This is a genomic window from Curtobacterium flaccumfaciens, from assembly GCF_013359815.1.
In the GTDB taxonomy this organism is placed as follows: domain Bacteria; phylum Actinomycetota; class Actinomycetes; order Actinomycetales; family Microbacteriaceae; genus Curtobacterium; species Curtobacterium flaccumfaciens.
Window position 1 is genome coordinate 252,619 of the sequence record NZ_JABMCF010000040.1, and the last position, 24,597, is coordinate 277,215.

Below are 24,597 nucleotides of genomic sequence, written 5' to 3' on the forward strand. Positions count from 1 at the left end.
GATGGCCGACACCACCCTCATCGACCGCCACGAGCCGCTCTGGAAGCGGCTCCCCGTGGTGGTCCAGCTGCGCCGGAGCACCGGTTGGCAGCGCGCCATGCTCATCGTCGGCGTGGTCATCTGCGCCCTCTACCTGCTGGTCGCGGTGTTCGCCCCGCTCCTCGCCCCGTACGGCTTCGGCCAGCTGCAGGGCGCGGACGGGCAGAGCTTCCCGCGCACCGGTGCACCGAGTGCCGAGCACATCTGGGGCACGACGGTCGGCGGCTTCGACGTGTTCAGTCGCGTCCTCTACGGCGCCCGCACGGCCGTGCTCGTCGTCATCGTCGCCGTGATCGTCTCGATCATCGTCGGTGTCCTGCTCGGCATGGTCTCCGGGTACCTGGGCGGCTGGCTCGACCGCGTCCTGGTGGTCGTGGCCGACGCCATCTACGCGTTCCCGTCGCTGCTGCTCGCGATCATCGTGTCCATCGTCATCTCCGGCGGCAACTCGAGCTACTCGGGCGGCATCATCGCGGCGGCGATCTCGATCACCGTCGTCTACGTGCCGCAGTACTTCCGCGTGGTGCGTGCCGAGGCCGTCCGGCTGAAGAACGACGCGTTCGTCGAGTCGGCGCGCGTGATGGGCACGAACCCGTGGCGCATCATGACGCGGCACGTCCTGCGGAACTCGACCCGTTCGCTGCCGCTCATCCTGACGCTCAACGCGAGCGACGCGATCCTGACCCTGGCCGGCCTCGGCTTCCTCGGGTTCGGCATCGGTCCGACGTCCGGTGCCGAGTGGGGCTACGACCTGAGCCGCGCGCTCTCGGACGTCGCGAGCGGCGTCTGGTGGACCGGTGTCTACCCGGGTGTCGCGATCGTGGTGCTCGTGCTCGGCGTGACCTTCATCGGCGAGAGCCTGAACGACATCTCCGACCCCCGCCTGCGTGCACGCCGACGCCTGAAGCAGCTCGTGTCGACGCGCGACTCGCGCAACCCCGAGGCACCGCGCACCGCCGGGAACGACACGGAAGGGACGGGCGCATGACCCCGACCACCCGCCTGCAACCGGGCGACACCACCACCGAGCCGGTCGTCGTCGTCGACGACCTGACCGTCACCTTCGCGACCGACGGCGGCGCCGTCGACGCGGTCAAGGGCGTCAGCCTCGACGTCCGCCCCGGCGAGGTCCTCGCCCTGGTCGGCGAGTCCGGCTCGGGCAAGTCCGTCACGGCCCGCAGCATGCTGCGGCTCATGCCGGAGACGGCGACACTCGGCGGCGCGGTGCTGCTCGACGGCACCGACGTGGTGTCGGTCGGCTCGCAGAAGCTCCGCGAGCTCCGCGGGACCGCCGGCGCGATGGTGTTCCAGGAGCCGTCGACCGCGCTCAACCCGGTCTTCACCGTCGGGTGGCAGATCGCCGAGGGGCTCCGTGCCCACGGCGGCGTGTCCAAGAAGGAAGCACGGGCGAAGGCCATCGACTACCTCGGTCGCGTCGGCATCCCCGACCCCGAGACCCGCGTCGACCACTACCCGCACCAGTTCTCCGGCGGGCAGAAGCAGCGCGTGGTCATCGCGAGCGCGCTGGCCCTCGAGCCGAGCGTCATCATCGCGGACGAGCCCACCACGGCACTCGACGTCACGGTGCAGGCCGAGATCCTCGACCTGCTGCGCCGCTGCCGCGACGAGTTCGGCACCGCGATCGTCGTCATCACGCACAACATGGGCGTGGTCGCCGACCTGGCCGACCGCGTCGCCGTGATGTACCAGGGCGAGATCGTCGAAGAGGCCACGGCGACGGCACTGTTCGCGACGCCGCAGGCCGACTACACCAAGCGGCTGCTCGCCGCGGTGCCCCGGCTCGAGGCGTCCACCGGGGTGGCCCGGCGCGCCGCGATCTCCGAGGACGTCACCCCGCTGGTGGAGGCGAAGGGGCTCGAGATCGAGTACCCCGGGCGGCTCGGCTCGCCCGCGTTCAAGGCGGTCAAGGGCGTCGACCTGGCGATCCGTCCGGGCGAGGTCCTCGGCCTGGTGGGGGAGTCCGGCTCGGGCAAGACCACCATCGGCCGGGCCATGGCGGGCCTGACGAAGGTCACCGGCGGCTCGCTCAAGGTGCTCGGCGCCGAGATGCTCGGGTACCGCGAACGCGACTTCAAGCACCTGCGCAAGGACATCGGGTTCGTGTTCCAGGACCCGGCGACCTCGTTCAACCCGCTGCTGACGATCGCCGAGTGCGTCGCCGAGCCGCTGGTCGTGCACAAGGAGGTCTCGAGCCCCCGTGCCGCGCGCAAGCGGGTGGACGAGCTGCTCGAGGCCGTGCAGCTCCCGGCCGCCTACGGCGACCGCTACCCGCACGAGCTCTCCGGCGGGCAGCGCCAGCGTGCATCGCTCGCCCGGTCGCTCGCGCTCCGGCCGAAGCTGCTCATCGCCGACGAGCCGACGAGTGCGCTCGACGTCTCCGTGCAGGCCCGGGTGCTCGAGCTCTTCCTCGAGCTGCAGCAGGACCTCGGCTTCGCCTCGCTGTTCATCAGCCACGACCTCGCGGTCGTCGGCGCGCTGTCCGACCGGATCGCGGTGCTGTACCGCGGCGACCTGGTCGAGACGGGCACGACGGCGCAGGTCCTCGGCGCGCCGCAGCACCCCTACACGCAGCGGCTCCTCGCGTCGCTGCCGGTGCCGGACCCAGCCGAGCAGGCGGAGCGACGGCGTACGCTGGAGCGACTGGAGAACGTCGGGTCCTGACCCGACGTGACCCGCCCTGGAGGTCCGGCCAGCGTCGTCGACGCACGCCGGGCCTCCAGGGCGGTCGTCTCCACTGCTGCACGCACGACGGACCTGCCAGGGCGGCCCGTCGCGAACCGCCGCCAGGGGGCGGCGTGGAAGGGGACCCATGATCGCGGTCAACGGACCGGCGGTCGTCGCGGACGACGTGTCGATCGAGTACCGGGGCGGACGCGGGGGCGAGTCCATCCGGGCAGTCGACGGCGTGAGCCTCACGGTCCGGCAGGGGGAGATCCTCGCCCTGCTCGGTGAGTCGGGATCGGGCAAGTCGACCTTCGCCGCCGCCATCGCCGGCCAGCTCGGATCCCACGGCGAGGGCGAGGGCGCCCTCCGTCGGCACATCGTCGGCGGCGAGCTGACCGTGCTCGGCCAGAAGACCCGGGGCCTCCGTCCCTCGTCGCGCAAGCTCGAACGGCTGAGCGGCCGGATCGGGTACCTGGCGCAGGACGGCGCCGACCGGCTCAGCCCGGACCTGACCGTCGGCGAGGCCGTCGCCGAACCGATCTACGCCCGCGACCGCCGGTTCGACCGGCGCGAGGCCGGGCTCATCGTGGCCCGGCTGCTCGACGCGGTGCACCTGCCGCTCGGGGCGATGCGCCTGAACACCTGGGAGCTCTCGAGCGGGCAGCGTCAGCGTGTCGCCCTGGCGAAGGCGCTCGTGCTCGAGCCTCAGCTCCTGGTCGCGGACGAACCGGCGCGTGGCGTCGACGTACTCGTGCGGCAGTCCGTGCTCGAGGCCCTGGCGACCCTGCAGCGCGGCCGGCAGTTCTCGGCCGTCGTCGTGTCCAGCGACCTGCGCGAGGCCCGCGCCCTCGCCGACCGCGTCGCCGTGATGGCCGATGCCCGGCTCGTCGGGCTCGGCACCTTCGACGAGGTCCTCGACAACCCGGTCGACCCCTACGTCAAGACCCTCGCCTCGACCGCGGCCCGCGGCGTGAAGCGTCGTCCGGCACCGACGACGGCCCGCCGTTCGTCCGCGCCGCGCCGTCCGCTCGCCGCCGGCACCGGCCCGCGCACCGACCGTCAGGAGAACGCGTGAGCACCACTGCCCAGGGCCTCCGCGGCCACCGCGCCGTCGTCCCCACGTCGGGTGCACCGCTGCCGATCGACGCCCCGCAGCCCGGGCCGGTCGCCGTGCTGCCGGAACCGACGGACCTGCACGTGGACGCCGTGACCGAGGCCGGCGGCACCGTCGCGCCGCTCGACGCCGACACCCGCGGGGTCGTCTGGCTCGACCCCCGCGACCCGGCCGGCCTCGCCGACGCGCTGTCCTCGGCGCCGGGGGTGGGCTGGGTGCAGCTGCCGTTCGCCGGCGTCGACGCCTTCGCGCACCTGATCCAGGAGCACGGCGACCGCGTGCTGTTCACCTCGGCCAAGGGCGCCTACGCGGAGCCGGTCGCCGAGCACGCGCTCGCGTTGACCCTCGGCACGCTCCGGGTCCTGCAGAAGCGCGCTCGTGCGTCGTCGTGGGCGACCGAGCCCGAGGGTGTCTCGCTGTACGGGCGGAACGTCGTCGTGATCGGTGCGGGCGGGATCGCCCTCGAGTACCTCCGGCTGCTCGCGCCGTTCGACGTCGACGTCACGGTCGTGCGCCGCTCGCCCGAGCCAGTGCCGGGAGCCGCGCGGACCGTCACCACCGACGAGCTCGACCGGGTCCTGCCCGACGCCGACGTCGTGATGATCGCGGCGGCGATGACCTCGGGCACCGCGAAGCTCTTCGGCGAGCGGCAGTTCCGCATCATGAAGCCGTCCGCCCGGCTCGTGAACATCGCCCGCGGCGGCCTCGTCGACACCGACGCTCTGGTCGCCGCACTGCGCGCGGGGGAGATCGCCGCGGTCGGCCTCGACGTCACCGACCCCGAGCCGCTGCCCGACGGGCACCCGCTCTGGTCGGAGCCCGGCGCGGTCATCACCCCGCACCAGGCCGACACCCCGGAGATGGTCGCACCCCTGCTCGCCGAGCGCGTCCGGCTCAACGCCGCGGCGTTCCTCGGGGGCGACGGCGGGGGCTTCGTCGGCGTCGTCGACCCGGTCGCCGGCTACTGACACGGGGGCCTCGAAGCGCGGCGCGCCCGGGCGGCGTGTCCGATGCGGTGGAGGGCCTCGGCGTCCTGCTATGCTGTTACCCGTTGTTCGCACGTCATTCGCCAGCGGACAGTGATCCTCGATAGCTCAATTGGCAGAGCAGCCGGCTGTTAACCGGCAGGTTGTTGGTTCGAGTCCAACTCGGGGAGCGACAGGTCCTCATCCCTTCGGGGGTGGGGACCTTTTGCGTTGCTGTCGTCGTGCGCGTTCGGTGCTCCCTGTACGATCGTTCCGTCATGACGAACACTCGGGAGTCCCGCCGCGGACGTTCGGAGCGAACGGAGCGGCGGTCCGTCGTGCAGGCGGTGGACGTCGCACTGTCGTCACGAGCGTCGTTTGTGGTGGTGCTGACGGTCTTCGTCGTCATGGGGTTCGCCTTCGCCGGGTGGTTCCACGTCCACGTGGCCGCGGCCCCGGACGAGCGAGGGCACGTCTGGAACATCCTGCTCTACGCCGAGCGCCCCGTGCTCGCGGGCCCCTACCTGCAGCAGGTCGACCCGTCGCAGCTCTGGATGGGCGAGCTCGTCCGGTCGCCGCTGTACCTGTACCACTACCTGATGTCGTTCCCCGCGCGCGGAGCACTCGCGATCGGGCTCGACTACGAGCAAGTCGTCTTCGTTCTCCGTGCCGTGGACGTGCTGTGGGCAGCTTCGGGGCTCATCGCGCTCCGGTCGCTGTTCCAGCACGCTCGCGTCCCCGCGTCGATCGGGCTGCTCGCGATCGTGGCGACGGCGTTCACGGGGCGGTTCACCTGGCAGGCCGCGTCGGTGAGCTACGACGCCCCGGCCATGGCAGCGCTCTTCGTGTTCGCCGCCGTCGCGGTCCGTTTCGTCCGCGGTGGGGGACTGCGCACGCTGGCCTGGATGGCCGTCGCAGCGCTGTTCGCCCTCCTGATGAAGTACTCGCAGGCGCCGTTCGTGCTCGCGGGAGGGTTCTTCGCCATCCTGCTGCGGTACCGCGCCGCCGGCTGGTCGTGGTTGCGGCACCCGGTGCAGCGAACCGTCGGGGGACTCCGCGCGCGACCCGGACAGTCGATCGTGCTGCTCGTGATCGGCGGTGTGCTGACCGCTCTCGCGATCGAGCGCTTCGGCCTGAACCTGTTGCGGTTCCACGCGGTGAACCCCGCCTGTACTGCCCTGCACAGTCGTGCCGATTGCATGGACTACGCGATCTTCCGCCGGAACTACGCCGCTTCCCGCGCCCACGACCTGGCCGAGGTGAACGGAACGCTGCCGGCGTTCGCGCCGCTGTCCTTCCTGTGGTCATGGGTGACGATCTACTTCCAGTCACTGTTCTTCTTCTGGGGCGCCTCGTTCCCGTGGCGTCCGAACCCGTCGGTCGTCCTGTTCGGAGCCTCGAGCGCCGTCGTCGGCATCGGGATCGCGCTGACGCAGGCCCGACGGATCCTGCACGATGCGGCGCTCACCTGGTGCGCCGCGGTCGCGGCGACCTACACGTTCGCCGTCCTCTGCTTCAACGCCGCCACGATGGTCAACTTGGGGGAGTCGTACGCGTTCTCCGGTCGCTACCTGCTGCCAGCGATGCCGTTGGCCGTGGTCGTCGTCCTGGTCGGTGTCCGGACGTGGCTCCGACGTCTCCGACCGCGAATGCGTTCCGTCGCGACGGCCGTGGTCGGCGTGGTGCTCGCCGCGCTCTTCGTGCTGTACAACCCGCTGAGCGCGTTCTTCCCCTACGCACACTCCGCCGCGTGGTACTCCGATTGGGGGCTCGACGTCCTGCCGAGATGGCTGACCGGGGTCGAGTCGTGAGCGCGTCCCGTCGCGCCCGTGGGGTGAGCGTCGGAGTCGCCTCAGCTGCCTTCGTCGTGGTGATCGGTGTCGCAGCCTTCCTCAGGCCGGGCGACGACGGGGGTACGAGTCACGATGTCGACGGTTGTGCGGTGGTGTCCGAGCCGGGGCCGGCCACGGCGACGGCGTGCCCCGGAGCCGACCTGTCATCGGTCGATCTCTCGACGGCCGACCTCCGGCTCGCAGACCTGCGTGGTGCTGACCTCCGTGACGCAGACCTCTCCGAGACCGTGTTCTTCGGAGCCGACCTGCGCTCGACCGACCTGCGCGGCGCGGACCTCCGGGAGGCTGATCTGCACGCCGCCGATCTGCGCGGTGCTGATCTGCGCGGAGCCCGGCTCGCGGACGCTGATCTCTCCTCCGCCCGGATCGACGGTGCAGACGTCTCCGGTGCCGACCTGTCGGGCGCTCGGATCGAGCAGATGAGCGTCCGGGGCACAGCACTGGAACCCGGAGCGCTCTCGGTCCGGAGCACCGACGGCACAGCAGTCCGCGTCGTGCTCCGACTGGCACTGCCACTCGGACTGACTTCTCCGAACTGCAGTGACCGTGTGGTCACCGCGCCGGTCGGCACGACGACCGTCCGGTGCCAGATCCGCACGGACGCACGACACGGCGGTCGTCTCGAGGCGCCGGTGGACGTCGTCGTCGCCGGACAGGACAGCTGAACCTCGATCGCGGTCAGCGAGCGTCGGGCTCGACCCTGAGCGTGCCGTCCCGGTTGTTGTCCTCGATGATGCCCTGTCGGGGCACGTAGACGTCGAGGTAGTCGAGCCGGAAGTGCTGGAGTTCTGCAGCGTGTTCGTCGAGGAACGTCCGGACCTGCTCGGGCATGGTCCGCCGGGTGTCCGAGCCGACGACGACAGCGTCGAACGGTCCGTTCTCAGGGCGCATGGAGCCACGGTCCCCGAAGTAGATGCGCCAGGTGTTGGCGCTGAACTGGCTGAAGAGGACGCCTTCGGAGTCGTGTCCGCGGACCTTCAGAGCATCCGAGAGCAGAGCGATCCCGCTCGGACGGGTCTGCACGACGGCGACGCCCAGCCGTGCGACGGGGATGAGCAGCGCGGCGACGAGCACTGCCGCCGTGATGCGTCCGACGGGCGGCCGGACGGTCGCCAGCCGCCCGTACCCGATCGCCGCCAAGGCGATGATGAACGGCATCCACGCGTCGTAGTAGTACGGCAGCGAGACGTTGGCGACGATGACGTAGAAGACGAGGAAGACACCGAGGGCGATGCCGAGGTACGCGACCAGGCGGTCCGGTCGGACGACGAGCGCGGCGACCACACCGATGGTCAGGACGGTGAGCAGCAACCAGCCCGTGCCGTCGGCGAGGAACGCGAAGTTCGCCCACCACGGTGCCGCCGGGTAGATCGTCCCGAGGATGGTCGTCGGGTGCCCGTGGGCGTTCTGCTGCGCCTGGAACCGGAGCATCTGCCCGATGGCCCCGAAGAGCCCGACCGGCAGGTAGACGACCACGAACACGACCACGAACGCGACGCCGCCGTACAGCGCACCGACGCCCAGGTCGCGCCACCGACGGAAGAGCAGGGGGAGTGCGCCCACGGCGAGGACGAGCACCGCCGTCGACACCTTCGACGTCACGGACAGTGCGAGCAGCGCACCGGCTGCGGCCACCCACCACCGGTTGCCGGTCCGCATCCAGCGCCAGGCCGCGGCGAGCGAGGCGACGGCGAAGAAGACCATGAGGGGTTCGAGCATCGCGAACCGGTCGATGCGGACACCGATGACCGACCCGGCTTCCGCCCAGGACGAGCCCGAGCCACGCGGCGTCAGCCACCACATCGCCGCCGCGGTCAGGCCGGTCCAGAAGCCGACCTCGCGTCGCAGCCAGAGGAACAGGACGACACCCGTGCCGAGCATCGCGGTCGCAGCCACCAGCCTCGGCCCGAGCGGCCCCTGTCCCACCAGGAGCTGCGCCACGCCGTACACGTACTTCGCGAGCGGCGGGTGCTCGAGGTTGAGCGAGAAGTTCCCGTGCACGTAGGCCCAGCTCGCGCGGAGGTACACGAACTCGTCGTTCACGATGGTCGGACGGCCGAGGTGCCAGTAGGCGACGAACACAGCAGCCAGGGCGACGACCACGAGGGCCGTCGCACGGACGGGGCGGGAGTGCAGGCGGGGGATGAGGACCTCCAGGACAGGGCGATGCCGGACCATCATCGCAGGAGCCGCCGTACGGGTCGTCCGCAGCGCTTGCTGTTAGCGTTCACAGGTGCACCGTTCCCGTTCGCCTCGACTCACGCTCCTCGGCGTCGTCGTCGCCGTGACGGCGGTGCTCACCGGCTGCAGCAGTGTCGGCCCGGACACCGACGCGTCCGAGGACCCGACAAGCTCGGACACCGGCCTGGGCTCGGGCGCGTCGCCCGTGGTCTTCGCGTTCGTCTGCGCCGCCGACGGATCGGACAGCGAGACCTACACCACCTACTCGGCGGTGTGGGAGGCCGAGCGCGCCGACTGCTCGGCGAAGCGCCTGACCGGGTCGGTGCCGTCGAGCCAGCAGCAGGCCGCGGTGGCGGCGGCGCGCGGTGACGCGACCCTGGTCGAGCTCGCGAGCACGTGCGCTGTCCGCGGCTCGGCGCCGTGGACGTCGGCGGTCGCCGACGCGCGCGGTGCGCACGTGGCCGCCGGGCTCCTGCGGTACTGCCCCGGGCACCCGGAGACCGACCGCCTGCGGGACGCACTCGCTGCCTACCGGGGCTGAGCCGGGCCTCCAGGCCGACCGCCGCCGGACCAGCGACCGGCTGGACGGCACCGGGTGCCGACGCCGACGGGCGTCAGCCCTCGGGGTGGTCGCGACCCGGCAACCAGGACTGGCCGGGGCCGCCCCAGCTGCTCTTGCGGATCGCCTTGGCGACCTGCTTGCCGTAGGGGTGCACCAGGCGGTCGGCGTAGAGCCAGCCGTCCAGGTGGTCGTACTCGTGCTGGAAGATCCGGGCCAGCCAGCCGTGCGCCTCGACCTCGAACGGCGTGCCGTGCTCGTCGAAGGCCCGCAGCAGGGCGCCCTCGGAGCGGCGGAGCGGGAACCGCTCGCCCGGGATCGACAGGCAGCCCTCGGACTCCTCGTCCTCGTCGAGCTCCTCGACGGACTCGGGGACCGCGGGCGTGATCCACAGGACGGGGTTCACGGCGGCGCCCCGGTGCAGGACGTCGTCGTCGTCGATGTAGGAGTACACGAACAGGCGCTTACCGACGCCCACCTGCGGACCGGCCAGGCCGACGCCCGGTGCCAGGTCCATGGTCTCGAGCATGTCGGCGACGAGGGTGCGGAGGTCGTCATCGAACGCGGTGACCTCGGCTGCACGCTCGTGCAGGACGGGTTCGCCGGTGATGCGGATCGGGAGAACGGCCATTCACCCAGGTTATCCGGCGGGGGACGGTAGCCTCGACGCGTGACGACGGACCTCCAGCTGCCCGACGCCGTGAGCAACCTCACGCCGTTCCAGGCGCTGATGATCCCGGTGGCGCTGATCGGTGCGGTGTTCCTGTCGCTCGGGGCGCAGTTCCAGAGCCGCGGGGTCCAGCGGGTCGAGGCGCGTCTCGGTCGGCAGTCGAAGGGGCTGAGCGTCCGGCACGTCGTCGGGCTCGTCTCGAGCGGCTACTGGGTGCTCGGTACGCTCATGCTCGGCATCGCGGTGGTGCTCCAGCTGATCAGCATCACGTTCGCGCCCCTGATCGTCGTGCAGCCCCTGGGTGCCGTCGCCCTCGTCATCACGACGTGGTTCTCGTCGCGGTCGTCCGGTGTGCCGCTCGGTCGCCGTGCCCGGCGGGCCGTGTGGACGTGCATCATCGGCGTCGGCATCTTCGTCGGGATCGCGGCGTTCGTCGGGCACGAGAGCGCGATCACCCGCCAGCAGCTCGTCACCGTGCTGGTGATCCTGGCCGTCGTGCTGGTGCTCGTGCTGGTGTCCTTCCGGCTGGTCGCCAAGCACCGCAGTGCGCTGTACTACATCGTCGGGGCGGGGGTGCTCTACGGGTTCGTGGCGACGCTGGCCAAGGTGGTGCTGAACCGGTTCGTGAACGGCACCTTCGACTGGCTGACGGTGCTCGCCATCGTCGGGGTGGTCGTGGCGGCGTCGCTCGGTGGGTACTTCGTGCAGAACGCCTACTCGAGCGGCTCGGCCGACCTCGTGATCGCGGGGTTGACGGTGATCGACCCGATCGTCGCGGTCGGCATCGGCGTGATCGTGCTCGGCGAGGCCTCGGGGGCGCCGTGGTTCGCGGTCGCGGGCTTCGTGGTGGCCGCGGGCATCGCCATCACCGGGGTGTTCCTGCTCGCCAAGCACCACCCGCAGACCCGGGCCTGACGCCGCGCGCCCGGTGGTCGCCGCCCTCATCCGCGCGGCTGACGCGACCGTCGATCCTGGTGCGATAGCGTCACTGCCGACCAGCCATCGCCCACGAGAGGACGAACTCAGCCGTGTCAGGAGACGCCACCACCGCCACCGCCGGACCGACGGAAGCGACGGGCGGTCACCGACCGTTGCGCGTGCTGATCGCAGCGGACACCTTCGCCCCCGACGTCAACGGCGCCGCCACCTTCGCCGAGCAGCTCGCCGTCGGCCTGGCCGAGCGCGGGCACGAGGTGCACGTCGTGGCCCCGGCCTCGAGCCGCCACTACGGCACCTTCGACGAGGAGCACCACGGCGTCACGCTCGTCGTGCACCGCCTGAAGTCGTACAAGTGGCCGCTGCACCCGTGGCTGCGCTTCGTCTGGCCGTGGAGCGTCCGGAAGTGGACCGGACCGATCCTGGACGCCGTCAAGCCCGACGTGCTGCACATCCAGTCGCACGTGGTCATCGGCCGCGGCATCGTGCACGAGGCGAACGACCGCGGCATCCGGGTCATCGCGACGAACCACTTCATGCCGGAGAACCTGCTCGAGTACACGCCGTTCGGCAAGTGGACGCTGCCCCTCGCACTGAAGATCGCGTGGAGCGACGCAGCCAAGACCTACCGGCTGGCCGACACCATCACGACGCCGACGAACCTCGCCGCCGACTACCTGCGGAAGGCCATCGCCGGCCAGCAGGTCCTCGCGATCTCGTGCGGCATCGACGCGTCCCGGTACGTGGCGCGCGAGGGACGCCCGGTCAACAACGACATCGTCTTCGTGGGCCGTGTGGCCCCCGAGAAGAACCTCGACGTGCTCGTCCGCGCGGTGGCGCTGCTGCCCGCCGAGCTGTCCGCGACGCTGACCATCGTCGGCGACGGCGAGATGATCCCGAAGCTCACCGCGTTGGCGAAGGAGCTCGGGCTCGAGGACCGCGTGCGGTTCCTGGGCTTCGTCTCCGACGAGCGCAAGCAGGAGGCCCTGACCAACGCGACGGTGTTCGCGATGCCGTCCACGGCGGAACTGCAGAGCATCTCGTCGCTCGAGGGGATGGCGTCCGGGCTGCCCGTCGTCGCCGCCGACTCGATGGCGCTGCCGCACCTGATCGACGGCAACGGGTACCTGTTCACCCCGGGCGACGTGGACGACCTGGCGGCGAAGCTCACGACGGTGCTCACCGCGCCCGAGTCGGAGTACGTGGCGATGCGGGATCGCAGTCTGGCCATGATCGAGGCACACGACATCAACCGCACGCTGTCGACGTTCGAGTCGCTGTATCGTGGTGAGCCGGTGGCCTGAGGGTCTCCGGCGAGGGGCGGTAGCCAAGCTGGTCAAGGCAGTCGGCTCATAACCGAACGATCCGCGGGTTCGAGTCCCGCCCGCCCTACGTGCACATGCCAAGGAAGCGCGACACGTCGCAGGACGACCACGCACCGACACCGAACGTCACCTTCGAGGTGACCCGTGGCGGTACCGGTGTGCGCGTGAACGCCTTCCGTCTCGGGTTCATGGGTGCCATCGGTGTGCTCGTCGCACTGCTCGCCGGTGCGATCATCAACGAGCTCAGCACGGTCCTGGTCTACATCGGGGTCGCACTGTTCCTGGCACTCGGCATCGACCCGCTCGTGTCGTTCCTGGAGCGGATCATCCCGCGCTGGTCGGCCATCACGATCGTCGTGGTCGCGGTGCTCGGGGCCTTCGCCGGCATCGTGTTCGCCGTGGTGCCGATCCTGGTGGAGCAGGCGTCGAACCTGATCCAGAACTTCCCCGACATCGTGCAGGACATCTCGCAGCAGCAGTGGGTGCAGGACCTGTCGAAGCAGTTCGCCGGGTCGTTCGACATCGACCACGCCCTGCAGTCGCTGCAGTCGTTCGTCGAGAAGCCGGGCAACCTGCTCAGCGTCGGCGGCGGGATCCTGGCGGTCGGCAGCGGCATCCTGTCCGGCGTCACCGGGGCGCTCATCGTCATCATCCTGATGCTCTACTTCCTCGCGTCGATGCGGGGCATGAAGCGTGCGACGTACCGGTTCGTGCCGGCCTCGCGCCGCCAGAACTTCATCGACGTGAGCGAGCAGATCACGCAAGCTGTCGGCCGCTACGTCGTCGGGCAGGTCTCGCAGGCACTGATCAACGGCATCCTGAGCTTCTTCTTCCTGCTCATCATCGGCGCGCCGCTGCCGGTGTTGCTCGCGTCGTTCGCGTTCCTCGGTTCGCTCATCCCGCTCGTCGGCACGCTCGTCGCCGCGATCGTCATCTCGCTGCTCTGCTTCTTCGCGTCGCCGGCGACCGCCCTCGCCGCTGCCATCTACTACCTCGTCTACATGCAGGTCGAGGCCTACCTGATCTCCCCGCGCATCATGTCGCGTGCGGTCCAGGTGCCCGGCGCGCTCGTGGTCATCGCGGCGGTCGCGGGCGGCACGATCGGCGGCGTGCTCGGCGCACTCGTGGCGCTGCCCGTCGCGGCGTCGGTCATCATCATCGTGCAGAAGGTCATCTACCCCCGCCAGGAGCAGGCGTGACGAGCGGCACCGGCGCACCCGAAGACGCGGTCGTCGCCGCCTTCGCCGAGCACGTCCACGACCGTGACCGCTGGGCGCGCAGTGCCCGTGGGCCGCTCGCCCTGGTGAACGCCCAGCACGTCGACCACCCGCAGCCGGTCTGGCCGGTCCCCGGGACGTGGGCCCCGGCCGTCGGCGGACTCACCGTGACGGCCGAGGCCTCCGCCGGTGTCGTCGTCGACGGCGTCCCGGTCGACGGCACGGTCCTGGTGGCCGGCGACACCGCCGTCGTGCCGTCGACCGTCGCGCTGCCGGACGGCTTCGCCGGCAGCGTCAGCGGCGACACCCTGCGCGTCTGGGACCCGTCGTCCGAGTCGATCGCCCGCTTCGCGCAGATCGCCCGCTTCGCGTGGTCCGGCGACTGGGTGACGTCCGGCACGTACGTTCCGCTTGCGGGAGACGCCCTGGAGGCCCGTGGCAGCGTCCGCGACGCCGCCGGCGACGCCCTGCCGGTCGCCGGACACATCGAGACCGTCGTGGGTGGCGCAACGGTGCGGTTCGTCGCCGTCCGGTCGGCTGCCCACCGCGGAGCCCCGCGGCTGCAGCTCATCGTGCAGGACGGCACGAGCGCCCTGCCCGAGGACGACCCGGGCAGCACCTACTCCATGGGTCGGTTCCTGTACCTCGACGACCCCGGCATGCAGGCCACGGTCGAGCTCGACTGGAACCTGCTGGTCCTGCCGCCGTGCGCGTTCTCGTACCAGTACGCGTGCCCGATCCCACCGGAGGACAACCGCGTCCCGGTGCCGATCACGGCGGGGGAGCGACACCCGGTCGACGCGGACGGTGCCGTCCTGCACTGATCGGGGTCGGTTCCTTGCCGTTCCCAGCCGCAGCGCTGCATAATGGGCGTGTCCCGTCGGGACATCACAATCGCATACCGATGGTTCCGTGGCCCCTCGGGTCAGGATCCTCCGCACCAGGTCGATGGGGAAGTCGCACCTGACGTATCGGAGGAACCGTGAACGGAACGACGACAGGAGTGCTCTACGTGCACTCCTCACCCCGCGCGCTCTGCCCGCACGTCGAATGGGCAGCAGGTCGCGCGATGAACCGTGCCGTGAACTTCTCGTGGCTCGACCAGCCCGCACAGGACGGTGCGCGCCGGACCGAGTACACGTGGACCGGTGTGGTGGGCGCCGGTGCCGCGATCGCGTCGGCCCTGCGCGGGTGGGAACACCTGCGGTACGAGGTCACCGAGGAGCCGACGAGCGCCTCGGACGGCGGCCGCTGGATGCACACGCCCGACCTCGGGGTGTTCTACGCGCAGACCGACGTCACGGGCAACATGGTCATCCCCGAGGACCGGGTGCGCTACGCGATGGAGGTCGCGGGCAGCAACGCCCTCGAGCTGCACCGTGAGCTCCGGCTCGCCCTCGGGCAGGCCTGGGACGACGAGCTCGAGCCCTTCCGCCACGCGGCCGAGGGCAACCCGGTCGTCTGGCTGCACCGCGTCGGCTGACCCGACCACCAGACCGGCCACCGGAACGACGGAAGCCCGCCCCGACGACGCGGGACGGGCCTCCTGGCAGGGTGCGACGGATCAGACGCTGCGGAACGCGACCACGGCGTTGTGGCCGCCGAAGCCGAACGAGTTGCTGACCGCGAGCAGGTCGCCCTCGGGCAGTGCACGCGGCTCGCGGGCCACGTCCATGACGATCTCCGGGTCCTGGTCGTGCAGGTTGATCGTCGGCGGGGCGACGCGGTTGTGCAGCGCGAGGACGGTGAAGACCGCCTCGATCGCACCGGCACCACCGAGCAGGTGGCCCGTCGAGGCCTTGGTCGCGGACACCACGACGTCGTCCAGGTGGTCGCCGAAGACCCGACGCATCGCGTGGTACTCGGCGACGTCGCCGACGGGGGTCGAGGTGGCGTGCGCGTTGACGTGCACGACGTCCTCGATGCTCGCGTCGGCGTGCTCGAGGGCCTGCAGGACCGCACGGGCGGCGGCGCTGCCCTCGGGGTCCGGCGCAGTGATGTGGAAGGCGTCCGAGGTGATGCCGGAGCCGGCGACCTCGGCGTAGATCGTCGCGCCGCGGGCCTCGGCGTGCTCCTTCGACTCGAGGATGAGCGCCGCAGCGCCGTCACCGAGCACGAACCCGTCACGCGTGACGTCGTACGGACGCGACGCGGTCTCGGGGGAGTCGTTCCGGCGCGACAGGGCCTGCATCGCGGCGAACGCGGCCAGCGGGAGCGGGTGCAGCGCGGCCTCGGCGCCACCGGTGATGACGATGTCGGCGTCGCCGTCGGCGATGTGCCGGTACGCCTCGGCCAGCGACTCGGTCGACGACGCGCAGGCGGACAGGTAGGTGCGGGCACCACCACGGGCGCCGAACTCCATCTCGATGGCGGCGGCGGGGCCGTTCGCCATGAGCATCGGGACCGTCATCGGCAGGACGCGACGCGGACCCTTCTCGCGCAGGGTGTCCCAGGCGTCGAGCAGCGTGTTGACGCCACCGATGCCGGTCGCCCAGTCGACGATGAGGCGCTCGGGCACGACCGACTCGTCGTCGATGCCGGCGTCGGCCCAGGCCTCGCGTGCCGCGACGAGCGACAGCTGCGACGAGGGGTCGAGGCGCTTCGACTCGGGGCGGGTGAGCTGGTCGGTGAGGAACCGGCGCGCCTGGCCGGCGAACTCCACGGGGAGTTCGAGCTCGGCGTAGCGGGGGTCCTCGATGCGGGTGATGCCGGACTTGCCGGCGAGCAGCGCGTCCCAGGTGTCCGGGGCGGTCGCGGCGAGGGGTGAGATCGCACCGATCCCGGTGACGACGACGGTCTTCTTGGTCATGGGACGACGTGCTCTTTCGTTGGGGTGAACAAGATGAGCGCCACGGCCCGCAGGGGTCCGCGGGCCGCGGCGCTCAGGAAGCTCGTGTCAGGCCTGGGCCTTGACGATGTAGTCGACCGCGTTGCCCACGGTCTTGAGGTTCTTGACCTCTTCGTCCGGGATCTTCACGTCGAACTTCTCCTCGGCGTTGACCACGATGGTCATCATCGAGATGGAGTCGATGTCGAGGTCGTCCGTGAAGGACTTGTCGGCAGCGACGGTGTCGGTGGCGATACCGGTCTCGTCGTTGATCAGCTCGGCCAGGCCGGCGAGGACTTCTTCGTTGGACAGGGCCATGAGTGTTCTCCTTGAAGGGGGGTGTCGTTTGACCGTTGACCAGCCTAGGGCACGCGGGGTCCGGGTGCGCGGAGGCTCGTCGGGATGGGCACCGGGCGCGCGGGTGCGCGACCGGAGGGGGATCAGGGGAGGACGACCACCTGGGCACCGAACACGAGTCCGGCGCCGAAGCCGATCTGCAGGGCGAGGCCGCCCGACAGGTCCGGGTGCTCCTCGAGCAGGCGGTGCGTGGCGAGCGGGATGCTCGCGGCGGAGGTGTTGCCGGTGGTGGTGATGTCGCGGGCGATCGTCACCGTCTCCGGCAGGCCGAGCTGCTTGGCGAACTCGTCGATGATGCGGATGTTCGCCTGGTGGGGCACGAACGCGGCGAGGTCCTCGGGGCGGACGCCGGCGGTCTCGAGCGCCTGGCGGGCGACCTTGACCATCTCCCAGACGGCCCAGCGGAACACCGTCTGACCGGCCTGGCGCATGGTCGGACGCGGTGCCCCGGCCTCCCACTCGTTGTAGGTCGCGGTCATGCCGATGGCGTCCCACTTCGAGCCGTCGGAACCCCAGATGGTGGGGGCGATGCCCGGGAAGTCGCTCGGGCCGATCACGGCCGCGCCGGCACCGTCCCCGAGCAGGAACGAGATCGAGCGGTCGGTCGGGTCGACGACGTCGCTGAGCTTCTCGGCCCCGACGACCAGCACGTGGTCGGCGAGTCCGGACTTGATGAACGAGTCGGCCTGGGCGATGCCGTAGGCGTACCCGGCACAGGCGGCGCTGATGTCGTACGCGGCGGCCGGGGTGGCCCCGATGCGCTCGGCGAGCAGCGACGCCATCGACGGGGTCGCCACGGTGTGCGTGACGGTGCTCACGAGCACGACGCCGATCTGGGACGGCTCGATGCCGGCCTTCTCGATGGCCTCGCGTGCGGCGGCCTCGGCGAGGTCGACGGCCTCGACGTCCTTGCCCGCGCGCTTGCGGGTGATGATGCCGGTGCGCTGGCGGATCCACTCGTCGGACGAGTCGATCGGGCCGACGAGGTCGTCGTTCGGCACGACGTTCTCGCCGCGGGCGGCGCCGAACGCCAGGATCCGGGTGAACTCGTGGCCGCGACGCTGCTGGAGCAGCGGGCGCGCGGATCCGGTCGGGAGGCCCGTGGGGGCGTCCGTCGGGGTGGTCGGGTCGGTCATGCGGTTGCGTCTGCTTCCTGGCCCGCGCGCTGCAGCAGGTCGATCGCTGCAGGCAGGTCGTCGGGGGTCTTGATGGCGACGGTCGGCGTGCCGCGGAGGCCGCGCTTCGCCAGGCCGACGAGGGCACCGGCGGGTGCGAGCTCGATGATGCCGGTCACGCCGGCGGCGGAGAAGGACTCCATGACCGCGTCCCAGTGCACGGGGCTCGCGATCTGCTGGACCATCAGGTCGACGAAGCGGCGCCCGTCGTCGACGCGGGAGCCGTCGGCGTTGGTCCAGATCGGCAGGGTCGGGTCCTGCACGGTGGCGGCGGCCGCGACCGGGGCGACCCGCTCGACGGCGGGGGCCATGTAGCGGGTGTGGAACGCACCGGCCACGGCGAGCGGGATCACCCGGGCCTTGGCGGGCGGGTCGGCGGCGAGGGCCGCGATGGCGTCTGCGGCACCGGCGACGACGGTCTGGCCGCCACCGTTGTGGTTCGCGGGCACGAGGCCGTGCTCGGCGAGGGCTGCGGCGACCGCGTCGGCGTCGCCACCGAGGACGGCGGCCATCGAGGTCGGCTCGAGCGCTGCGGCGTCGGCCATGGCCCGGCCGCGCTCGGCGACCAGGGCGACGGCGTCGGTCGGCTCGAGGATCCCGGCGACCGCGGCGGCGGTGAACTCGCCCACCGAGTGTCCGGCGACCCCGCCCACCAGGGCACGACGGCCCGCGGCGAGCAGTGCGTCGGCGGTCACCAGGCCGGCGGCCACGATGAGGGGCTGTGCGAGCGCGGTGTCCTTGATGGTGTCCGCGTCGGAGTTCGTGCCGTGCTCGGCGAGGTCGACGCCGATCGACTCCGACCACTGCCCGACTCGTTCACGAACGGTGGCGTCCTCGAGCCAGGGGGCGAGGAAGCCGGGGGTCTGGGAGCCCTGTCCGGGCGCGACGACGACGATCACCGGACAATCCTCGCGTTCTCACCCCGCGGGGCCCGTGTGGACTTCCCACACGAATCCCCGCGGGACATTGTCGGTTCTCTACCGTCCGGAGCGCTCTAGCGTCGGGGCGTGATGCGGCGGCGGCCGGTCGCGGACTCGGACATCGCGCCGAGGATGAGCGCCGACTGCACGATCAGGGCGTCACGGGCGTGCGTGGCGTCCCACCCGATGATGTCGGCGACCCGGCGCAGGCGGTAGCGCACGGTGTTCGGGTGCACGAAGAGCTCGCGCGCCGTGGCCTCGAGCGAACGCCCGGTGTCCAGGTAGCACCAGAGCGTCTGCAGGAGCTCGGTCGATTGGTCCTTGAGTGGGACGTAGATGCGCTGCACCAGGGCCGACCGGGCGAGCGGGTCGCCGGCCAGGGCACGTTCGGGCAGCAGGTCGTCGGCCAGGGCCGGGCGCGGGACGCCTCGCCAGGCACGCGCGACGGCGAACCCGGCGAGGGCGGCCTTCGCGCTGGTCGAGGCGTCGACGACCCCGGGGACCTCGTTGCCGAGCACCAGGTGCCCGTCGCCGAACAGCGGTTCGAGGGCCTGCGCGATGGTCGTGAAGGAGACGGGCTCCTCGCCCTCGGGGACGTCGTCGCGCGGGGTGGCGCGGCCGATCACCACGACGAGCCGCGACCCCTGGACCCCGACGAGCACGTCGGCGTCCATGTGCCGTGCGGTCCGCCGGACCTGGTCGACCTCGAGCTGCTTCGGCGCGGTGCCGACGAGCACCGCGACCTCGCCGTGGCCGTGCCACCCGAGGGCGGCGATCCGGGACGGCAGTTCGTCGTCGTACTCGCCGGAGAGGATCGAGTCGACCACGAGCGCTTCGAGCCGGGCGTCCCACAGGCCGCGGGCCTCGGCTGCGCGGGCGTAGACGTCGGCGGCGGCGAACGCGATGTCGCGGGAGTACTTGAGGATCGCCTCCTGCAGCATCTCGTCGTCGGCGGCGCGTTCCTCGACCACGGTCACCACGACGCGGATGAGCTGCAGGGTCTGCTGCAGGCTCACCGAGCGCAGGAGTTCCCGCGGGGCGGACCCGAAGACGTCGGCCGCGGCGATCCACGGCGTCGACGCGGTGCCCTCGAGCCAGCTGATGAACGAGGTGATGCCGGCCTGGGCGACGAGGCCCACGGCGGAGCGGCGCCCCGGCGGCATCTCGCTGTACCAGGGGAGCGTGTCCTCGAGCCGCTTGATCGTGGCTGTGGAGAGTTCTCCGGACACCTGACGGAGCCAGGAGAGCGCGCGCTCGCGCGCGCTCTCCTGGCTCTCGTGGTCCGGGCGGACCGTCGTCACGGGTTGATCAGCTCTCGCCGCCCGCGCTGCCGGTGGTGCCGGCGGTCACGTCGTGCAGGCGGTACTTGTCGATCGCCTGCTGGACGAGCGCGCCGTCGACCTTGCCCTGGCGGGCGAGCTGCTGCAGCGTCCGCACGACGACCGAGGGGCCGTCGATGTGGAAGAAGCGGCGAGCGGCCGGACGGGTGTCCGAGAAGCCGAAGCCGTCGGCGCCGAGCGTGGCGTAGTCGGTCGGCACGAACGGACGGATCTGCTCCTGCACCAGGTGCATGAAGTCGCTCACGGCGACGACCGGACCCTCGGTGCCGAGCAGCCGCTCGGTGACGAACGGCGTGCGGGCCGGCTCGTTCGGGTTGAGGAACGCCTGCTGCTCGGCGGCCACACCGTCGCGGTACAGCTCACCCCAGCTCGTGACGCTCCAGACGTCGGCCGACACGCCCCAGTCCTCGGCGAGGAGCTGCTGCGCCTCGAGGATCCACGGCACGGCGACACCGGACGCGAGCAGCTGGGCCTTCGGGCCGTCGTGCTCGCTCGCCTTGAGCCGGTACATCCCCTTGAGGATGCCCTCGACGTCGACGCCCTCGGGCTCGGCCGGCTGCACCAGCGGCTCGTTGTAGACCGTCAGGTAGTACATGACGTTCGGGTCGGCGTGCTTCGGCGAGCCGTCCTCGTTCGTGCCGTACATGCGGTCGAGGCCGGCCTTGACGATGTGGCCGATCTCGTAGCCGTACGCCGGGTCGTACGACACGACGGCCGGGTTCGTCGTGGCGAGGAGCGGCGAGTGACCGTCCGCGTGCTGCAGGCCCTCGCCCGTCAGCGTGGTGCGGCCGGCGGTCGCGCCGATCATGAACCCACGGGTCATCTGGTCGCCGGCGGCCCAGATGGCGTCGCCGGTGCGCTGGAACCCGAACATCGAGTAGAAGACGTAGACCGGGATGAGCGGCTCGCCCTGCGTCGAGTACGAGGTACCGACCGCGGTGAAGGCCGCGAGGGCCCCCGCCTCGTTGATGCCGACGTGGATGATCTGGCCCTGCGGGCTCTCCTTGTAGGCCAAGAGGAGCTCGCGGTCGACCGACGTGTAGTGCTGGCCGTTCGGGTTGTAGATCTTCGCCGACGGGAAGTAGGCGTCCATGCCGAAGGTGCGTGCTTCGTCCGGGATGATCGGGACCACGCGGTCGCCGAAGTCGGGCGAGCGCAGCAGGTCCTTCAGCAGGCGTGCGAACGCCATGGTGGTGGCGACCTCCTGCTTGCCGGAGCCCTTCTTGACGACCTGGTACTTCGAGTCGTCCGGCAGCGTGAACTGCGTGTACTTCGTGCGACGTTCCGGCACGTAGCCACCGAGCGCGCGACGACGCTCGTGCATGTACTGGATCGCCTCGTCGTCGTTGCCCGGGTGGTAGTACGGCGGCGTGTACGGGTTCTCTTCCAGCTGCGCGTCGGAGATCGGGATGCGCATCTCGTCGCGGAACTGCTTGAGGTTGTCGAGCGTGAGCTTCTTCATCTGGTGGGTCGCGTTGCGGCCCTCGAAGCTCGGGCCGAGGCCGTAGCCCTTGACCGTCTTCGCCAGGATGACGGTCGGCTGGCCCTTGTGCTCGGTCGCGGCCTTGAACGCGGCGTAGACCTTGCGGTAGTCGTGGCCACCGCGCTTGAGGTTCCAGATCTGGTCGTCGGTGTAGTCCTTGACGAGCTCGAGCGCCTTCGGGTCGCGCCCGAAGAAGTTCTCGCGCACGTAAGCACCGTTCTCGGCCTTGTACGTCTGGTAGTCGCCGTCCGGCGTCTGGTTCATCAGGTTGAGGAGCGCGCCCTCGGTGTCGCGGGCGAGCAGGTCGTCCCACTCGCGGCCCCAGACGACCTTGATGACGTTCCAGCCCGCACCGCGGAAGAACGCCTCGAGCTCCTGGATGATCTTGCCGTTGCCACGGACCGGACCGTCGAGTCGCTGCAGGTTGCAGTTGATGACGAAGTTCAGGTTGTCGAGGCCGTCGTTCGCGGCGACCTGGAGCTGCCCGCGGGACTCGACCTCGTCCATCTCGCCGTCGCCCAGGAACGCCCAGACCTGCTGGTCCATGGCGTCCTTGATGCCGCGGTTCGACAGGTACTTGGCCTGCTGCGCCTGGTAGATCGCGTTGATCGGGCCGATGCCCATCGACACGGTCGGGAACTGCCAGAAGTGCGGCATGAGTCGCGGGTGCGGGTACGACGACAGGCCGCCGCCGGCGTGCGACTTCTCCTGCCGGAACCCGTCGAGCTGGTCCTCGGAGAGGCGCCCTTCCATGTACGCGCGGGCGTACATGCCGGGGGAGGCGTGGCCCTGGAAGAAGACCTGGTCGCCACCGGAAGGGTGGTCCTGCGCGCGGAAGAAGTGGTTGTAACCGACCTCGTACATCGCGGCGCTCGACGCGTACGTCGAGATGTGCCCGCCGACCCCGATGCCGGGACGCTGTGCGCGGTGCACCGTGATGGCCGCGTTCCAGCGGATCCAGCGGCGGTACCGGCGCTCCAGCTCTTCGTCGCCGGGGAACTCCGGCTCGTTCTCCGGCGCGATGGTGTTCACGTAGTCCGTCGTCGGGACCATCGGCACACCGAGGTGCAGTTCCTTGGACCGCTTGAGCAGGCTCAGCATGATCTCGCGACCGCGCTGGTGTCCGTGGGTCTGGACCAGCCCGTCGAGGGACTCACGCCATTCGGCGGTCTCCTGCGGATCCTGGTCGTTCGCCCCGGCGCTGTACGGGTCCTGGTCGTTCACCGTCACCCTTGACCTCGTTCGTTCTCGTGGTGGTGGACATGGTGGCTCCGGTGGTCGGGTCGCGACCGGCTGGGGCCCCGTCCACTCTAGGCCCCAGGACCGACGCTGATGCTGATGGTGACGTGCAGGTGGACGGGTGCTTGCATTCGCGTGTCGTCGGCGTAGCATGGCCGATCGTGCACACGCGATCCGCGGCGCACGGACCCGACGGGCACACCCCACGCCCGAGGAAGAAGCACACGTAGCGATGGCACTGGAGATCGGCTCACTCGCGCCGGACTTCGAGCTCCCGAACCAGTTCGGTGAGCACGTCCGACTCAGCGACTTCCGCGGCAACCGCCCGGTCGCACTCGTCTTCTTCCCGCTGGCGTTCTCGTCCGGGTGCACGAACGAGCTCTGCACCCTGCAGGACAACATCACGATGTTCCAGGACCAGCGCATCGAGCTGCTCGGCATCTCGGTCGACTCGAAGGCCACGCTCCGGTCGTTCGCCGAGACGAACGGCTACGACTTCGAGCTGCTCGCCGACTTCTGGCCGCACGGCGCCGTCTCGAAGGAGTACGGCGTGTTCCTCGAGAACAAGGGCTTCGCCACCCGCGCGACCTTCGTCATCGACGTGCAGGGCCGCATCAAGGCCTCGATCATCACCGAGCCCGGCCTGCAGCGCGACGTCGCCGAGTACAAGGCGGCCCTCGACCGGCTCGCCGCCTGCTCGGCACCCGTCCCCGTCGGCTAGCGTTCCGAATCCCTCCTGACGGACGCGTCCGCGTCGACGGTCGGACAGGAGGCCCGGTGCACGCCATCGACACCGACCCGCGTGGTCACGAGGTCACCGCTGATGCCTACGCCCCGTACCCGGTGCGCGTCACGCCCGGCGCCTGGGGGCTGACCCGCACGGTCGTGGAGGCCCCGACCGGACCCGTCGTGGTGCACCACCGCTCCGGCCCGGACCCGCTCCTCCTGCTGCACGGCGTCGCCGGCTCCTGGTCGACGTGGACACCGTTGCTGCGCGCCGCGGACGGGATCGGGGACCGCGGGCTGGTGCTCGTCGACCTGCCCGGCTGGGGGTCCTCGCCCGCTCCGGACGGTCCGCTCGGGCTCGACGCCGTCACGGGTGCCGTGTCTGCCGTCCTCGGCGCGCTGGGTCTCGGCGCGGTCGACGTGGTCGGGCACTCCATGGGAGCGTTCGCCGGGTTGCACCTGGCGGTGGTGGCGCCCGAGCGGGTGCGGTCGCTCGCCCTGGTGTCCGGCACCACGGTCGCGACCGCCGGTGCGGCTCGGCACCCGATGCGGGCGCTCGGCACCCTGCCGGCGTTCACCCTGCTGCGCGCGGGCCTGACGGTGACCGGTGGCGCCGCTCGTCCGCTGCTCCGGGGGATCGCGCGGATCGGTCTGTTGCCGCTCGTTGCGGCGCCGGTGTTCACGCACGTGCAACGCCTGGACCCGAGCGTGCTCGAGGCCTTCGTCGAGGAGCTCCGGCCGGAGCAGTTCACGGAGGCGGCACGGTCGGCGGCGGCGTACGACGTCGACCGGTGGCGTTCGATCACCTGCCCGGTGACGGCGATCGCCGGGCGCGACGACGTGTTCGCCCGCGTCTCGGACCTCGAGGCGCTGCGGGCGCTCGTGCCGCAGGTCCGGACGGTGCTGCTCGACGACTGCGGGCACTTCGCCCACGTCGAGCGTCCCGACGCCGTCGCGCGGGAGCTCGGCCTGCGCTGAGCCGGTCG

22 protein-coding genes and 2 tRNA genes are annotated in these 24,597 nt (G+C 71.0%); 16 read left to right on the plus strand and 8 right to left on the minus strand.

All coding sequences use genetic code 11. The features are described 5' to 3' along the window. Position 1: 1 nt before the first annotated feature. From HP445_RS14900 to HP445_RS14930, 7 genes are all read left to right on the plus strand, one after another. Complete coding sequence (locus tag HP445_RS14900; RefSeq protein ID WP_128779723.1) at positions 2–1,027, plus strand: ABC transporter permease; 1,026 nt, start codon at positions 2–4, stop codon at positions 1,025–1,027. Next, positions 1,024–2,721 carry an ABC transporter ATP-binding protein gene (locus HP445_RS14905; RefSeq protein ID WP_110864663.1) on the plus strand — a complete coding sequence of 566 codons (1,698 nt, stop codon included), beginning with the start codon at positions 1,024–1,026 and terminating at the stop codon, positions 2,719–2,721. Before HP445_RS14900 ends, HP445_RS14905 begins: the two co-directional genes overlap by 4 nt. Before the next feature lie 148 nt (positions 2,722–2,869). Next, positions 2,870–3,799, plus strand: coding sequence for an ATP-binding cassette domain-containing protein (locus tag HP445_RS14910; protein ID WP_128779724.1), 930 nt, complete (start codon positions 2,870–2,872; stop codon positions 3,797–3,799). Beyond that, entirely contained in the window at positions 3,796–4,806 is a 1,011-nt protein-coding gene (locus tag HP445_RS14915) for a D-isomer specific 2-hydroxyacid dehydrogenase family protein (protein ID WP_241660346.1), read from the plus strand. Before HP445_RS14910 ends, HP445_RS14915 begins: the two co-directional genes overlap by 4 nt. Before the next feature lie 115 nt (positions 4,807–4,921). Continuing rightward, a tRNA-Asn gene (locus tag HP445_RS14920) sits at positions 4,922–4,994 on the plus strand. Positions 4,995–5,081: 87 nt separating this feature from the next. After that, on the plus strand, positions 5,082–6,614 hold the full coding sequence (locus HP445_RS14925; protein ID WP_164941087.1) for a hypothetical protein: 1,533 nt from the start codon (positions 5,082–5,084) through the stop codon (positions 6,612–6,614). A gap of 131 nt (positions 6,615–6,745) precedes the next feature. Then, on the plus strand, positions 6,746–7,321 hold the full coding sequence (locus HP445_RS14930) for a pentapeptide repeat-containing protein (protein WP_164941088.1): 576 nt from the start codon (positions 6,746–6,748) through the stop codon (positions 7,319–7,321). A 13-nt stretch (positions 7,322–7,334) separates the two neighbouring features. On the opposite strand, the gene HP445_RS14935 is transcribed toward HP445_RS14930, so the two are convergent. Continuing rightward, on the minus strand, positions 7,335–8,837 hold the full coding sequence (locus HP445_RS14935; protein ID WP_128779725.1) for an ArnT family glycosyltransferase: 1,503 nt from the start codon (positions 8,835–8,837) through the stop codon (positions 7,335–7,337). Positions 8,838–8,889: 52 nt separating this feature from the next. On the opposite strand from HP445_RS14935, the gene HP445_RS14940 reads away from it, so the two are divergent. Beyond that, positions 8,890–9,378: a hypothetical protein gene (locus tag HP445_RS14940; RefSeq protein ID WP_071405350.1), complete on the plus strand. Its 489-nt coding sequence runs from the start codon at positions 8,890–8,892 to the stop codon at positions 9,376–9,378. Positions 9,379–9,451: 73 nt separating this feature from the next. On the opposite strand, the gene def is transcribed toward HP445_RS14940, so the two are convergent. Further along, positions 9,452–10,027 (minus strand): peptide deformylase, encoded by a 576-nt coding sequence (def, locus tag HP445_RS14945; protein WP_128779726.1) that lies wholly within the window; start codon positions 10,025–10,027, stop codon positions 9,452–9,454. A gap of 39 nt (positions 10,028–10,066) precedes the next feature. Here def and HP445_RS14950 point away from each other — a divergent pair, with 39 nt between their 5' ends. The 6 genes from HP445_RS14950 to HP445_RS14975 all read left to right on the plus strand — a co-directional run bounded on the left by HP445_RS14950 (position 10,067) and on the right by HP445_RS14975 (position 15,027). Beyond that, the gene (locus HP445_RS14950) at positions 10,067–10,981 is read left to right on the plus strand and encodes a DMT family transporter (protein ID WP_171907811.1); all 915 of its coding nucleotides are present in this window, start codon (positions 10,067–10,069) and stop codon (positions 10,979–10,981) included. Between the two features lie 113 nt (positions 10,982–11,094). Then, positions 11,095–12,306 carry a glycosyltransferase gene (locus tag HP445_RS14955; protein ID WP_111023008.1) on the plus strand — a complete coding sequence of 404 codons (1,212 nt, stop codon included), beginning with the start codon at positions 11,095–11,097 and terminating at the stop codon, positions 12,304–12,306. Positions 12,307–12,319: 13 nt separating this feature from the next. Further along, positions 12,320–12,394, plus strand: a tRNA-Ile gene (locus tag HP445_RS14960). A gap of 7 nt (positions 12,395–12,401) precedes the next feature. Next, the gene (locus tag HP445_RS14965) at positions 12,402–13,526 is read left to right on the plus strand and encodes an AI-2E family transporter (protein ID WP_175330824.1); all 1,125 of its coding nucleotides are present in this window, start codon (positions 12,402–12,404) and stop codon (positions 13,524–13,526) included. Then, positions 13,523–14,368 carry a DUF1684 domain-containing protein gene (locus HP445_RS19220; protein ID WP_128779727.1) on the plus strand — a complete coding sequence of 282 codons (846 nt, stop codon included), beginning with the start codon at positions 13,523–13,525 and terminating at the stop codon, positions 14,366–14,368. Before HP445_RS14965 ends, HP445_RS19220 begins: the two co-directional genes overlap by 4 nt. Before the next feature lie 158 nt (positions 14,369–14,526). Continuing rightward, positions 14,527–15,027 carry a DUF3145 domain-containing protein gene (locus HP445_RS14975; RefSeq protein ID WP_241660347.1) on the plus strand — a complete coding sequence of 167 codons (501 nt, stop codon included), beginning with the start codon at positions 14,527–14,529 and terminating at the stop codon, positions 15,025–15,027. An 81-nt stretch (positions 15,028–15,108) separates the two neighbouring features. On the opposite strand, the gene HP445_RS14980 is transcribed toward HP445_RS14975, so the two are convergent. From HP445_RS14980 to aceE, 6 genes are all read right to left on the minus strand, one after another. Then, positions 15,109–16,353 carry a beta-ketoacyl-[acyl-carrier-protein] synthase family protein gene (locus HP445_RS14980; protein ID WP_027465338.1) on the minus strand — a complete coding sequence of 415 codons (1,245 nt, stop codon included), beginning with the start codon at positions 16,351–16,353 and terminating at the stop codon, positions 15,109–15,111. 87 nt (positions 16,354–16,440) lie between these two features. Then, positions 16,441–16,689, minus strand: a complete 249-nt coding sequence (locus HP445_RS14985; protein WP_017886710.1) for an acyl carrier protein — start codon at positions 16,687–16,689, stop codon at positions 16,441–16,443. Positions 16,690–16,811: 122 nt separating this feature from the next. Further along, positions 16,812–17,864: a beta-ketoacyl-ACP synthase III gene (locus tag HP445_RS14990; RefSeq protein WP_071405345.1), complete on the minus strand. Its 1,053-nt coding sequence runs from the start codon at positions 17,862–17,864 to the stop codon at positions 16,812–16,814. Beyond that, positions 17,861–18,802 (minus strand): ACP S-malonyltransferase, encoded by a 942-nt coding sequence (locus HP445_RS14995; protein ID WP_128779728.1) that lies wholly within the window; start codon positions 18,800–18,802, stop codon positions 17,861–17,863. Before HP445_RS14995 ends, HP445_RS14990 begins: the two co-directional genes overlap by 4 nt. 95 nt (positions 18,803–18,897) lie before the next feature. Then, positions 18,898–20,124, minus strand: a complete 1,227-nt coding sequence (locus HP445_RS15000; protein WP_111033506.1) for a PucR family transcriptional regulator — start codon at positions 20,122–20,124, stop codon at positions 18,898–18,900. A 7-nt stretch (positions 20,125–20,131) separates the two neighbouring features. Beyond that, positions 20,132–22,876, minus strand: a complete 2,745-nt coding sequence (aceE, locus tag HP445_RS15005; RefSeq protein ID WP_111023004.1) for a pyruvate dehydrogenase (acetyl-transferring), homodimeric type — start codon at positions 22,874–22,876, stop codon at positions 20,132–20,134. Positions 22,877–23,117: 241 nt separating this feature from the next. On the opposite strand from aceE, the gene HP445_RS15010 reads away from it, so the two are divergent. Then, positions 23,118–23,606 (plus strand): peroxiredoxin, encoded by a 489-nt coding sequence (locus HP445_RS15010; protein WP_071248033.1) that lies wholly within the window; start codon positions 23,118–23,120, stop codon positions 23,604–23,606. A gap of 56 nt (positions 23,607–23,662) precedes the next feature. Then, on the plus strand, positions 23,663–24,589 hold the full coding sequence (locus HP445_RS15015) for an alpha/beta fold hydrolase (RefSeq protein WP_164941089.1): 927 nt from the start codon (positions 23,663–23,665) through the stop codon (positions 24,587–24,589). Positions 24,590–24,597: the final 8 nt, after the last annotated feature.